The following is a 12,666-nucleotide window of genomic DNA, read 5'->3' on the forward strand; positions in this document are numbered from 1 at the left end:
CGGGCTTGGGCGCCGCGCCTTCGTGCAGCGACCGCGGCGCTACTCGAGCAGTTCTGCCACCGCGAGCTCTGCGATGCGGTCGCCGTCGTAGGCGAGCGTCTCGGTGAGCACCTCAAAGGTGTGCTCGCCGAGCGTCGGTCCGCCGCGGTCCACCTGAGCTGGAGTGCGCGACATCACGAAGCGCGTGTTCTCGACCGTCGTGGTGCCCTGCTTGCCATGCGGCACCTCAACCAGCGCGTTGCGGTGCAGCAACTGCGGATCCACCGTGAACTCCGGCGAGTTCTGCACGATGTGGGCGGCCACGCCCGCAGCTTGCAGCTCGGCCATCAGCTCGAGATCGCAATCCAGTTGTCGTCGTGGTCATCACCGGCCGAGCTGCCTGCAGCGGTCTGGTACGCACCTTGGGGCGCAAACACCAAGTCCCGGTTGCCGGCCGATTCCCAGATGCGGCCGTTGGTGGTCCGCTCGAGCAGGGCGGGCGCCATCAGGTGCAGCGCCGCTTCGGACTGGGACAGGTCCACGTACTGCCCCCGGCCGGTCTGCCGCTTGTGCTCCAACGCCCCCATCACCGCAGCCACCAGCCAGCGGGGCGAGGTGTAGTCGGTGTACGCGGTGAAGGGTCCCGCCGGTGCACGGTCGGGCCACCCGACGGGATAGAAGAACCCCGAGATTGCCGCAGCCATCGTGCCGAAGCCCGCTAGCAGCGCCAGCGGCCCGGTCTGGCCCATCAGGCAGCTCGACGCCATCACGACGTCCGGCCGCCGTTCGAGCACCTGGGACCAACCCATGCCCCAGCCCGTCATGGCCTTGGGAGAGAACGATTCCAGGATCACGTCAGCCCAGTCAATGAGGTCCCAGATGACGTCGAGCGCTTCGGGCTTGGACATGTCGAGCGCGAGGCCGCGCTTGCCTGCGTTCAAGTTGCTGAACAGGCCCGAGCCGTCAGGGTCGCCGACGTCGTCATGGAACGGCTGGATGGAGCGCACAGCGTCGAGCTTGATGGCCGACTCGACCCGGATCACCTCGGCGCCGTAATCGGCGAGCACCCGCGACGCCGCAGGGCCGGCCATGGCCCACATGAAATCGAGCACCTTCACGCCCTCCAGCGGCGGCGAGGTGTGCGCCACCGGAGCAATCGACGCCGGCACGGCTGGCAGGCGCTCCGATGCGTCCAGCTCGGCCAGCACTTCGCCGGTGTGTTCGCCCAGCGTGGGCGCTCGTCGCAGGTTGACGAGCGGGGTCTCGGTGAACTTCGCAAACGCGCCCGGGTAGCGCACTGCAGCGGGATCGAACGAGCCTGCGCCCGCACCTGTCTCATCTTGAGGCACCACATCGCTGTGGTCGACGTCCTCCCAGTACTCACGGACCGCGAGCTGCTCGGAGTCGACCACCTCGCCTGTCGTCGACACCGGGGTGATGAGCAGCCGGCGGCTCATCGCCGCATCGAGCAGCTCGGCCTTGGTCTTGGTGGCGAAGAACCCGGTCAGGAGCTGCTTGAGCCGCTCGTACTCGGAGACCGGCTCACGGCCGTCGAGCAGCATCATGGCGTACTCGGTCCAGTTCTTGTCTCTCGTGGCCTCGTCGCAGAAACCCTCTTCGTGCACCCAGTCCATGAGGTTCTGGGTGAAGGCGCGGAAGCCGGGCCCGAACAGGAACGTCACCGACGCGTGTCCGTCGGCACAGGCCCACATGAGCTGGATGTCGATGCCTTGCAGGCTGGCGCCGCCGGCGATGCGCTGAGTCACGGTGGCATTCAGCGACGTGTTGAGCGTCGACGACATGGATGCCTGGCTCATCGACTGCTGTGCGGACATGTCGATGTGCTGGCCGAGCCCCGAGCGGGTCTGGCGTTCCCACAGGGCAATGAGTGCTGCGCCGGCCCCTTCGGAGGCGGCATTGTGCATGGCTTGGGGCAGCGTGCCCCCGGCACGCAGCGGCGCACGGTCCTTGTCGCCGGTGACGGCCATGTTCACCGCTGAGGCCTGCAGCCCCAGATCTGATGCCATCCAGTTGGCCTTGGGTCCGTCGCTGCCGAATGGCGTGATCGAGACATGGATGAGCGCAGGGTTGAGCTCGGCCAGAACATCGCGGCCGAGGCCCAGCGCTTCCGCCTCACCGGGCTCGAAGCACTCGAACACGACGTCGGCCCCGGCGATGAGCGCCTTGGCGTGCTCGACGCCTTCGGCCGTGCCGAGGTCGAGCACCACGCTGCGCTTGCCACGGTTGTAGGACCAGTGGTGCAGCGAGCGCTCCGGTCCTTCGACATCGCCTGCGAAGGGGGCCAACCTGCGCGCCGACGAGCCTTCGAGAGGCTCGATCGCGATCACATCAGCACCCATCTGCGCCCAGATCGCCCCGGCCAGGTGGCCGCGCTCGTCGGTCAGGTCAATGACGCGGTAGTCGGCCAGAACGCCCCGGGCATCGGAATTCGTATCCCCACTCATGCGCACATTTCAGCACGCGCACTTGCGCCCATTTGCCGTGGAGGCATCGATTGGCGGCGATGCGATGTGGGCGGCCGTGAAACTTCAGCCTTGGCCGCTGCGGGCCGAGTCGTCGCCCGACCCCATGCCGCTCGCAAGATCCTCGTACATGATCACGTGGGTGACGGTGACGATGCCAACAGTTGCGGGCCAGACCAGCACAGTCACGATCGCCAGCGAATACGCGAAGGACAGCGGGCTGACGACTGCTACAAGGAAGACGATCCCCGCGAAGACCATGCGCACGACGTCGAACAGCATCACGCGGCCCCATGTCGCCAGCTTGTTGCGTCCGAGTAGCCGGTTCCACCGGCGCAACGACGGCAATCCAGGCTCCACGTACACCATGACCCAGAAGATGGCCAGCAGGGGGAGAACGACAATGGAGACAAGGAACGTAAGGAGATCCCACACGGCACCGAGCGGGTCCGCGACTGCAGCGAGTCCGATCCCGATGAGGAATACGGCCGCCTGAACGACCGTGAGCACAACATTGACGAGCAGCAGTGCCGGCAACCGGCCGAGCGCGATGCTCACGGCGGTGCTGGCACCGGCGTCGATACCAGCCAGTTCTTGGCGCGCAATCTGAGCGCTTGCGGCAGACTGGAGGATGCTGACGAAACTTGCTACGAGCGCAACAAGCAGGAGACCCGCCGCCTGCGGCGTGAAGGTGAATTCGAAGGACGCCAACCATGCGTCGATCTCGGCTGTTGTCTCGATTTCGCCGCTGAACAGGGCGTCGAGCTTGGCCCAGAATTGGCCGTCGAACAGTTCGTTCACGCCCACGTACGCGCTGACGAACGCCACAAGCCACGAGGCCGCACCGAGCGTCGCGGCTACGGCAAGGTCACGCCAACGCCGGCCGACCACCCGGAACGTTCCAGCCCACAGGGCACCCATGCCGCGATGCGCATCTCGCGGGCGCCCACCATGTCCCGATCCAGAGGGCGCGGGTGCCGGACGCGGCCGCAGGTCATCATCAGCCACGGCGAGATGCTAGGTCCCAGCCGGGACCTGGAGGATGTCCCCGGTTCCACCCTCGTCGACAGGGACCTTTCCGTCTCTGGCGGTACCGGCGAGATCCACGTAGATGAGCATGTACGCGGTTGTCAGGATTGCTCCAGGCACCACGACGTAGACCACCGAGAGCAAGATGAAGCCGATGCTCCACGGTTCGGGTGCGACAATCTGCCACATGGCGAGGAAAGCGATGTACACCAACTGCCAGAGCAGGACGCGCCCCCAAATGGCACCCGCCTTGCCGCGACAGAGTTCCCGTGCCCAGCGGAACTTCGGTCGTCGCTCTTCGAGCTTGACAGCACTGAAGTAGATGTTGATCTGCGGCGCCGTGTATGCAACGACGCCTGCGATCAAGTAGGTCCAAGCCTCCAGCAGCCAGAGGTCGCGTTCGGCCAAGTACAGCCCCAAGAAGAAGAGCGGGGCGCCGAACACCGCTGCCACGAGCAGTCCGTACACCACATTGACGGTCACAACTCGCGGGAGGCGCCGCAGGGCGCCAGCACAGGCCGCTCCGGACTGCACTGATTCGCCTTGGGCATGCTGCCGAACAAGGAAAGCAACGGCGGTGGTTTGGAAGTAAATCCCAAGTCCAGTCACCCATCCGCTGATCACGGAAATGAGCGCGAAACCGGCAAACGACCTGCGGTTCGCCTCGGCAGGCGCTACGAGCTGCTCGTATGCCCCCCAACGCACGAAACCGGCGAGCACCACCAGCGCGACGACGGGTACCGCCGCCAACAGCATTGCTGGCCACTGACGCACGACGAAGCGGAAGGTGTCGCCGATGAGAGCCCGAATGGGTCGAAGCACTCCGGGCTCGGGTTCGGAGGTTCTGGTCCAGAAGAACGGCTCAGGCGGGTCCTTCGGCGGTTCTTCGGGTGCTTCGACCGCATCGAGAGGTTCTGCCCGGGGAATCTGACGGACGATCAGCGGCGTTTCCTGCTGCGGCGGGCGGCCGACGGGCACGCAGCGAAGCTAGCGAACCTCTCGAACAACGGACGGTTTCGGCCGAATCAAACGGACCCAGCGATGTCAGCCCAGTGGCTCGACCTCGACCTGCGGGTCTGCGGACTGCTCGCCCGCAATGAGATCGACGTAGATCAGCAGGTGGAACACCGCACCCAGGACGAAGATGAGCGGGAAGACGGCGGCGTTGATGAAGAGGTCGCCGTACAAGGCGGGCAGCGGCAGCGCACCCAATCCAGCGGTGAGCCCGAAACCGACGAGGTTCGCTGCGAAACCCAGCAGCATGACCCGCCCCCAGATGGCCGCTTTCCTGCCACGAATGAGTCGCCACCAGCGCCGTGGCGAAGGTATGCGAGGCTCGACATAGGCCATCACGAAGTAGACGACCAGCAGCGGGAAGAACACGACGAATGCCACGAGATACGCCAGCAGCCAGAGGACACCGAGCACAGGTGCGGCCCACAACAGAAGCACGCTGAGACCGCACCCCACCAGGGCCATGACCAAGCCGAGGAGTACTGACAAGCCGAAGATCTTGGGCATGCGCCGTATGGCCGCCATGAGTGTTTCCCCGAAGTTGATGGGTCGTCCTCGGACGTCATCGAAAGCCATCCGCGTTACGGCGATTTCTTGCACCAGAAAGCCGAGGCAGCACGCGAACCCGAAGGCGAACAGCAGGACGATGGCCGTGGTCGTCGGCGTCACATCGAATGACTCGAGCCACGCTTCGTAGTCGACCACCGTGCCGCCCGTCGGGTCCGTCAGCTCGGAGATCTTGGAGAAGAACTGTCCATTGAACAGCGCGTTCAACCCCAAGAACAGCATCACGAATGCCACGAGGTATCCCGCGACACCGATCAGGACGAATTCCCCGAAGGGTCGCCAGCGCCGACCGATGAGCGACAACGAATCACGAATGAGATCGGGAATCCGCCGCAGCTCGCCCGGCGCCTGTCGGGGGACGTACCTCCATGGCCGTTCGGGGTTTGACCCGGGAGGCGGCGCAGGCCGTGGTTTCCCGGGAGGCAGTGGTGACCACAGTCCGGCCTCGTCATCGTCTCGGGACGAAGCATCGTTCGTATCGCGCTCGGACGGAGGCGGTGCGGGTCGGGGCCGCTTGTCACCCGGTACCGGTCTGATGCCGGCTGCGTCCTGATCGTCGGTCACGGTCTGATGCTACTTCCGCAGTATCGAGCGAGTTCGAGTTGCATATCGGCGTAACGTCACAAGCGCCCAACTCGCCGCCACGATGGGGCTGCTCGCGTGAGTGGCCGGCAGAGGAGCCACCTATGAACGACACGGCGCCTGGCCTGATTGCACCGCTGCCGGGCAGCTTGGCGCCGCACCGGGTGCGGTACCTGCCGATCACCGACCGGCCGCGGATCCGGTGGCCCAACGATGCGCGCGTGGCGCTGTGGATCGCCCCCAATGTCGAGCATTACGAGTTCCTGCCGCCGCGTGATCCCCAGCGCAACACCTGGACGCGCTCGCCGCATCCCGATGTGCAGGGCTATGGCTACCGCGACTACGGCAACCGGGTGGGCTTCTGGCGCATGGCAGAAGTGCTCGATCGCTTCGGCGTCGTTGCCACGGCCTCCACCAATCTCGCCGTGTTCGACCACTACCCCGAAGTGGGCGCTGCGATGGTCGAGCGCGGCTGGGAGATCATGTCCCACGGCATCTACAACACCCGCTACATCTCCTCGATTGACGAGACCGCCGAGCGGGCCTTCTACATCGAGTGCATCGAGGCGCTGCGCAGCCACACCGGGCAGCAGCTGCGCGGCATGCTCGGCCCGGCGGTCTCCAACACCGTTCTGACTCCGGATCTCATGGCCGAAGCCGGGTTGATCTACCACGCCGACTGGTTCCACGACGATCAGCCCGTACCGCTGGCAACCCGCAGCGGGCAGCAGCTGGTGTCGGTGCCCTATTCGATGGAGCTGAACGACGTGCCGGTGTTCACCCAGCACTTCGACACCAGCGAATTCGTGGCGATGGCCAAGGCGCAGCTCGACGTGTTACGACGCGAAGCCGACGACGACGCCGGCGGCCGGGTGATGTGCGTGGCGCTGCACCCCTATCTGATGGGGATGCCACACCGGGTCGACGGGCTGGCGGCGATGCTCGACTACCTGATGAGTCACGACGACGTGTGGCAGACCACAGCCAGCCAGATCGCCCAGCACTTCCTCGATCATCACTACGACAACTTCATCGCCCACGAACCTGAGTCGCCGAACGCTCGACCCAAGGTTGCGTCGACTGGCATTGCAAGCCCGGCCGGCCATGCACAGGGGAGCGCCGTTGCCGGTGACCCAGCCCAGGCCTACGAATTCGGCCCGGCCCAGCACCAGCACGGCATGGACCACCCCTACTACGACTGGTCGCCGCTGCCGAGCCGACCCCGATTCGAGTGGCCCGACCGCAGCCCGCTGGCCGTCGGCGCGGTCGTCGTGCTCGAGCACGTCGAGTGGGAGCCTCCCTCCGACGCCTACTCGCTGCGCCGCCGAAGCGGCGGTTTGGCACGCCTGCCCGCACCCGACTACCCCCAGCTCACGATCCGCGAGTACGGCCACCGGGTCGGCATCTTCCGCCTGCTCGACCTGCTGGACCGCCACGGCATCGCCGCCACCGTCGCCGTGGATGCGCTCACCGCCGAGCACTACGGCTGGCTCGTCTCGCATCTGGCTGAGCGCGGATGCGAGATCGCCGGTCGGGGCATCGCGGCCACCCGGCTCATCACCTCCAAGAATTCCGAGACCGAGGAGCGGGATGCCATCGCGCGCAGCCTCGACGCGATCGAGTCGGCCACCGGGCTCCGCCCCACAACGTGGTTCTCCGCCGAGGGGGTCGAATCGTTCCGTACCCCGGCACTGCTGGCAGAGGCCGGTATCGACACGGTGCTGGATTGGCCCAACGACGAGCAGCCGGTTCTCATGGCGACTGAGGGCGTGTTGGCCGGGGTGGGCAGGCCCGATGCCACGCCGCCGATGGTGTCGCTGCCGCTGTTCCTCGAAGCCGACGACGAGTTCGCGCTGTGGCACCGGCGGGTGCCGCTGGATGGCTGGCGCGAGATCGTCACCGGCGCCGCCGCCCGCATGCACCGCGACGGCGCCGAGCATCCCGCCGGAAGCCGCCTGCTCATGCTGACTCTGCGACCGTGGCTTGCGGGCCAGCCGTTCCGCGTGCCGACGCTTGACACAGCACTCGCCCAGGTGATGGCGCTCGGCAACATCCACACCGCCACCGCGAGCGAATTGGCTGTCCACGCGCGCTCGACGCTGCGCTGAGCCAGGCAGTCACCGCGGCTCGCCTGACACTGTCCCTGGAAGTCTTGACGCTGCAGTGCAGGCGGCCAGCTAGGCCAGACGCCAAGAACCGGGCTCGGGCACGCGCAGGCCGAGGTGGTCGCGCAGCGTGTTGCCCGAGTACCCGGTGCGGAACAGGCCGCGGCGTTGCAGTTCGGGCACGACGAGCTCGACGAAGTCCTCGAATGCCCCCGGCATGTGCGTGCCCGCAATCACGAATCCGTCGACAGCGCGCTCGGTGAACCACTCTTCGAAGTAGTCGGCCATCTCGACCGGTCCACCCACGGTCGGGTGAGCCAGCCGGCCCCGGCCTGACACCTGCACGAAGTCGCGCACAGTGGGGTTGGCCCGTCCGGTGATCTGCAGCACTTGGTTGCGGATGCCCTGGATGCCGGTCATGGCATCGAGGTCGTCGTCGGACAGCGGCTCGTCGAGGTCTCGGCTGGCGAAGTCGAAGTTCAGCCCCTCTGACAGCAGCGACAGATCGTCGACCAGCGTCGGCAGCTCGTCGTAGGCGGCCCGGCGGTCCTCGGCCTCGGCCATGGTGCGGCCCACGACCGGGAACGTCAGGTTGGTGATCTTCACTTCGTCGGGGTCGCGGCCGAGTGCCTCGATCTGGGACTTCACGGCGGCGTAGTGCTCGACCGCGCTGTCAAGCCGGACTTGGCTCACGAACAGCAGCTCGCCCCAGCGGGCGGCGAACGTGGTGCCGCGCCCACTCTGGCCGGCTTGGATCACGACCGGATGGCCTTGGGGCGTGCGTGGCACCGTGAACGGCCCACGCGACGAGAACCACTGCCCTTGGTGATCGAGCCGGCGCACCCGGTCACCGTGCGCATACAGGCCTGCGGCCCGGTCGGCGGCAATGGCATCGGCCTCCCAGGTGTCCCAGTGGCCGTGCACCACCTCCATGAACTCGTCCGCCCGGTCGTAGCGCACGTCGTGGGCGGGTGCCCGGGCCAGGCCCATGTTGCGGGCCTCGTTGTCGTTGACCGAGGTGACGACGTTCCATGCCGCTCGCCCGCCCGTCAGGTGGTCGAGCGTGGCGAACACCCGGGCCACATGGAACGGCTCGTAGTAGGTGGTGGAGTAGGTGGCGCCCAGGCCGAGCCGGCTGGTCGTCATGCCCATCGCCGTGAGCACCGCGACCGGGTCGAGCTTCACGCAGCGGATGCCCGCTTCCACCGTGTGCCGGTGGTCGCCGCCGTACATGTCGGGCATCGCCAAGCGGTCGTCGAAGAAGCCCAAGTCGAAGCGCCCGGCCTCCAGCACCTGGCCGATGTGGCGGTAGTAGTCGAAGGTGGTGACGTCGTGGCGGGCGTCGGGATGCCGCCACGCGGCGGGAATGGTGGTGCAGTTCTGGGCCTGCAGGAATCCCACCAGCACGATCTGACGCTGAGCGCTCACGCCCAGCGATGGTAGAGAGCCATCGCGCCGCACGACGGCTCACCGGCGGGCCGGGACAGCAAAGTGTCAGACTCGACGCCCATGCCGACGTCTCCGCGAGCCGATGTTGCCCACGACGAGGCCCTTCGGGAACGGCTTGCAGCGAATCTGGCGCGCCATGAGGTTCGCCGGCATCCGGCGCAGGGACGCAAGCACGCTGCGGTAGCAGTGATCGTGCTGGACAGCGACGCTGAGCTGCACGGAGCGGATCCCGAGTTCAGCGGTCTCAATGCCGAGGAGCGCCGCCAGATGCTGGCCGAGGTTCCCGGAGCGGTGGACGACCCGATGCTGACCGGCGACGTCGAAGGGACTGCGGGCGGCGCTTCGGTGCTGTTGACCCGGCGAGGCTCGCACCTGCGCGGTCATCGCGGGCAGTGGGCGCTGCCAGGCGGTCGGATGGATGCAGGCGAGACAGCTTTGGAAGCGGCCATCCGGGAGTGCTCGGAAGAGGTCGGGCTGGAGCTGACCAGTCACGACCTGCTCGGCCAGCTCGACGACTACCCGACCCGCTCGGGCTATGTCATCAGCCCGTTCGTGTTCTGGCTTTCCGATGATCGGGAACCGGTCGCCAATCCCGCCGAGGTCGCTTCGGTGCACCGCGTCGCGCTGCGCGAGCTGGTCCGGCCCGACTCGCCACGGTTTGTGAGCATCCCCGAGAGCGACCGCCCCGTCGTGCAGGTCCCCATCGGCGGCGACCTCATTCACGCGCCCACCGGCGCCGTGCTCTACCAATTCCGGGCCGTCGCCTACGACGGCCTCACCACCCGCGTCGACGAACTGGAGCAGCCCGTGTTCGCATGGTCTTGACCATGCGAACCATCAAACACAGCGCCTGGCGTTAGCCGAGCACGGACATCGACGAGCCGTGCAGGTCGCGCTTGCGCGAGAACGTGCCCATGTCTATGTCGAAGCCGGTGTGCTTGCCCGTCACCACGAGGGGGTTGGCATCGTGGTCGTGGCCGGCTTCGATCGCACCGATCAATTCAGCCATGCAGTGGCCGGCGACTGCGGCGTTCTTGAACTGGTTGCCGCTGGTGCCGATGGCCACATAGAAGCCGTCGAGCGACGTGCGGTCGTAGATCGGGATCCAGTCGTCGGTGACGTCATACACACCGACAATGCCTCTCGGCTGGTGGGGCAGGCCCAATTCGGGCATGCGCCGGGCGAACCGCAGCACGTGGGTCTCCCACTGCTCGCGGGTGAGATCCTGCGAGCAGTCGTCGATCTCGTCGGTGCTGAGCCATTCCAAGTCGTCCATGTCCAGCTCGAGCGAACCGATCAGGATGTTGTTGCCCACTTCGGGTCGCACGTAGCAGCCGCAGTCGTCATCGGCCATCGCCGCACCCACGCGCTCGAAGTCGATGCCTGCCGGACCACATTCACCACGACCGGCGCTGACAGCACCGCTCCGCCGGCCAGCACGACGCCCTCGGCACGGCCGGAGCCTGCGACCCCAGTGACGGTCTCACCGAAGCGGAACTCGGCCCCGGCGGCCTCTGCCGCCAGCCGGAGATTGTGGGCAGCGAGCTGCGGGTCGCCGATATAGCCGGCTTCTGGCGTCCACAGTGCGCCTTCCAGCTGCGAGGTGGGCTCGGCCCAGAACTCCGGGTCGCCAATCTGCCTGGGCGGACCGAAGCGTGACAGGTCGAGGTGCCCAAGTCGGGCGACCGCCTCGTCACGATCCCAGACCTCATAGGGCACGCCGAGTGCCTCAAAGTGCGGCACGGGCAGCAGGTGGGGGCCGTCGCCGCTGATCAGCGTCAGCATCCCGCACTTCGTGAACGTGGTGAAGCCGGCCTCGTCGCAATCGCCGATGTGGGCAGGCCAGTTCAGCCAGTACTGCAGACCCTCGTAGGACATCGCAACGCCCGCACGGGTGGAGTAGGTGAACCGCACGATGGCCGACGACGAGCTGGTGGAACCCTGGCCGGCGCCCGGGTTGCGATCGACGCCCACCACCCGCCAGCCGCGCTGGGCCAGCTCATAGGTGACCGCCGTTCCGATGACACCTGCCCCGATGACGACGGCGTCGTAGCTCATGCCCTAGCCGATGCGGAGCGGCTTGGCGATGGCGGCGGTGAGCACTTCGGGGTCGCCGTCGGTCACCAGCACATCGTCCTCGATGCGGATGCCGCCGAACCCCCGCAGCTCATCCGCCCGCTCCCACACGACGCTTTCGGCGAACTTCTCCCGCCGGGCTGGATCGCCCAGCAGCGCGTCGATGAAGTAGATGCCCGGCTCGACCGTGGTGACCATGCCGCGCTCGAGGACTCGATTGGGCCCCAGCTTCGCTAGCACCGGATCGTCGCTCGGCTCGCGGCTGTAGGGGACGCTGGTGATGTCGTGCACCGACAGCCCCAGCAGGTGGCCGAGCCCGTGGGGGAAGAACAGCGCAACGGCGCCCTCGGTCACCAACTCAGTCGGATCGCCGCGCAGCAGCCCCATCTCGACCAGACCTGCGCCCAAGATGCGTGCAGCGGCCAGGTGCACCTCTTTCCAGACGGCGCCGGGGCGGCACATGTCGATGGTCTGCTGCTGCGCGCTGAGCACCAAGTCCCAGAGGAATTGCTGCTCGTCGGTGGGGTCGGCGCCGACGACCATCGTGCGGGTGACATCGCTGGCGTAGCCGCCGAACTGCGCGCCGGCGTCGATGAGCAGCAGGTCGCCGGCCTCGATCGTCCGGGTCGCGGGCCGCAGCGGGTCGTCGCCCGCATACACGTAGTGCAGGTAGGCACCGTGCGACCCCGATGCCACGATGCTGTCATAGGCCACCCGGGGTGCTCCTGCGGCGTAGAACTGCGCCTCCATGCCGACCTGGATGTCACGTTCCGTCATGCCCGGTGCCGCGTTGGCATAGACCCACTCGAATCCGGCGGTGCTGGCTGTGGCGGCGCGCCGGATGTCGTCCAGCTCGGCCTCGTCCTTGGTCATGCGCTCGAGCGCGACGGCAGCGCTCAGCCGAAGCACGGCCGCCCCGGGTGCGAGCTCGCCGGCTTCCGCTGCGGTGCCATCAGACCCTGATTCATCGTTCGTTTCTGCTGGCGCGGGCAGCACGTCGGGCATCATCGCGCCGGCTCCCAGCTCGATCAGCGTGCGGTCGCTGCGTTGCGCCAGCCACTCCTCCAGCTCGTCGAGGGGCCGCCCGACGGGCGTCGGCGGTTGCTCCCACACGAGCCGCTCTGGGGTGAAGCGCGGCCCGAACAGCTCCCATTCGCCCGCCGCGGCGTCGTAAGCGAGCGTCGTTCCCGGCGAGCCCACGGCGGCCAGGTACGCCACATCTGGGTGGGGCAGGAAGGCAAAATGCTGGTCAGTTCCCGACCAGCCCGACGGCTCGCCCGCCCGCAGAACCACTACCTCGTCGGTCAGCTCCCAGCGCTTTGCGACCCGCGCCCGCCGCTCGGCCAACGCCTCGTCAGTCGGCTTCACGCCGCGCACCCTAA

At 67.2% G+C, this 12,666-nt stretch carries 11 protein-coding genes; 2 read left to right on the forward strand and 9 right to left on the reverse strand.

Annotation, left to right across the window (positions count from 1 at the left end):
* Positions 1-39: 39 nt before the first annotated feature.
* From VI480_RS13585 to VI480_RS13605, 5 genes are all read right to left on the reverse strand, one after another.
* Complete coding sequence (locus VI480_RS13585; protein WP_323673398.1) at positions 40-327, reverse strand: CoA transferase; 288 nt, start codon at positions 325-327, stop codon at positions 40-42.
* Positions 327-2,444, reverse strand: coding sequence for a CaiB/BaiF CoA transferase family protein (locus tag VI480_RS13590; protein ID WP_323673399.1), 2,118 nt, complete (start codon positions 2,442-2,444; stop codon positions 327-329). Before VI480_RS13590 ends, VI480_RS13585 begins: the two co-directional genes overlap by 1 nt.
* An 84-nt stretch (positions 2,445-2,528) precedes the next feature.
* A complete protein-coding gene (locus VI480_RS13595; protein WP_323673400.1) occupies positions 2,529-3,470 on the reverse strand; it encodes a hypothetical protein in 942 nt (313 codons plus the stop codon).
* Positions 3,471-3,479: 9 nt separating this feature from the next.
* A complete protein-coding gene (locus VI480_RS13600) occupies positions 3,480-4,469 on the reverse strand; it encodes a hypothetical protein (RefSeq protein WP_323673401.1) in 990 nt (329 codons plus the stop codon).
* Positions 4,470-4,535: 66 nt separating this feature from the next.
* Complete coding sequence (locus VI480_RS13605) at positions 4,536-5,636, reverse strand: hypothetical protein (RefSeq protein WP_323673402.1); 1,101 nt, start codon at positions 5,634-5,636, stop codon at positions 4,536-4,538.
* A gap of 122 nt (positions 5,637-5,758) precedes the next feature.
* On the opposite strand from VI480_RS13605, the gene VI480_RS13610 reads away from it, so the two are divergent.
* Positions 5,759-7,762, forward strand: coding sequence for a polysaccharide deacetylase family protein (locus tag VI480_RS13610; protein ID WP_323673403.1), 2,004 nt, complete (start codon positions 5,759-5,761; stop codon positions 7,760-7,762).
* A 69-nt stretch (positions 7,763-7,831) separates the two neighbouring features.
* Here VI480_RS13610 and VI480_RS13615 read toward each other — a convergent pair whose 3' ends face one another.
* Entirely contained in the window at positions 7,832-9,187 is a 1,356-nt protein-coding gene (locus VI480_RS13615) for an LLM class flavin-dependent oxidoreductase (RefSeq protein WP_323673404.1), read from the reverse strand.
* 81 nt (positions 9,188-9,268) lie between these two features.
* On the opposite strand from VI480_RS13615, the gene VI480_RS13620 reads away from it, so the two are divergent.
* Positions 9,269-10,033: a CoA pyrophosphatase gene (locus VI480_RS13620; protein ID WP_323673405.1), complete on the forward strand. Its 765-nt coding sequence runs from the start codon at positions 9,269-9,271 to the stop codon at positions 10,031-10,033.
* A gap of 31 nt (positions 10,034-10,064) precedes the next feature.
* Here VI480_RS13620 and VI480_RS13625 read toward each other — a convergent pair whose 3' ends face one another.
* The 3 genes from VI480_RS13625 to VI480_RS13635 are packed head-to-tail and all read right to left on the reverse strand — an operon-like array spanning position 10,065 to position 12,652.
* Entirely contained in the window at positions 10,065-10,562 is a 498-nt protein-coding gene (locus tag VI480_RS13625) for an FAD-dependent oxidoreductase (protein WP_323673406.1), read from the reverse strand.
* On the reverse strand, positions 10,505-11,266 hold the full coding sequence (locus tag VI480_RS13630; protein WP_323673407.1) for an FAD-dependent oxidoreductase: 762 nt from the start codon (positions 11,264-11,266) through the stop codon (positions 10,505-10,507). The genes VI480_RS13625 and VI480_RS13630 overlap by 58 nt, the downstream gene beginning before the upstream one ends.
* 3 nt (positions 11,267-11,269) lie before the next feature.
* Positions 11,270-12,652 (reverse strand): aminopeptidase P family protein, encoded by a 1,383-nt coding sequence (locus VI480_RS13635; RefSeq protein ID WP_323673408.1) that lies wholly within the window; start codon positions 12,650-12,652, stop codon positions 11,270-11,272.
* Between the last annotated feature and the right edge of the window lie 14 nt (positions 12,653-12,666).

Source organism: Candidatus Poriferisodalis multihospitum (assembly GCF_028283155.1).
Classification (GTDB): domain Bacteria; phylum Actinomycetota; class Acidimicrobiia; order Acidimicrobiales; family Poriferisodalaceae; genus Poriferisodalis; species Poriferisodalis multihospitum.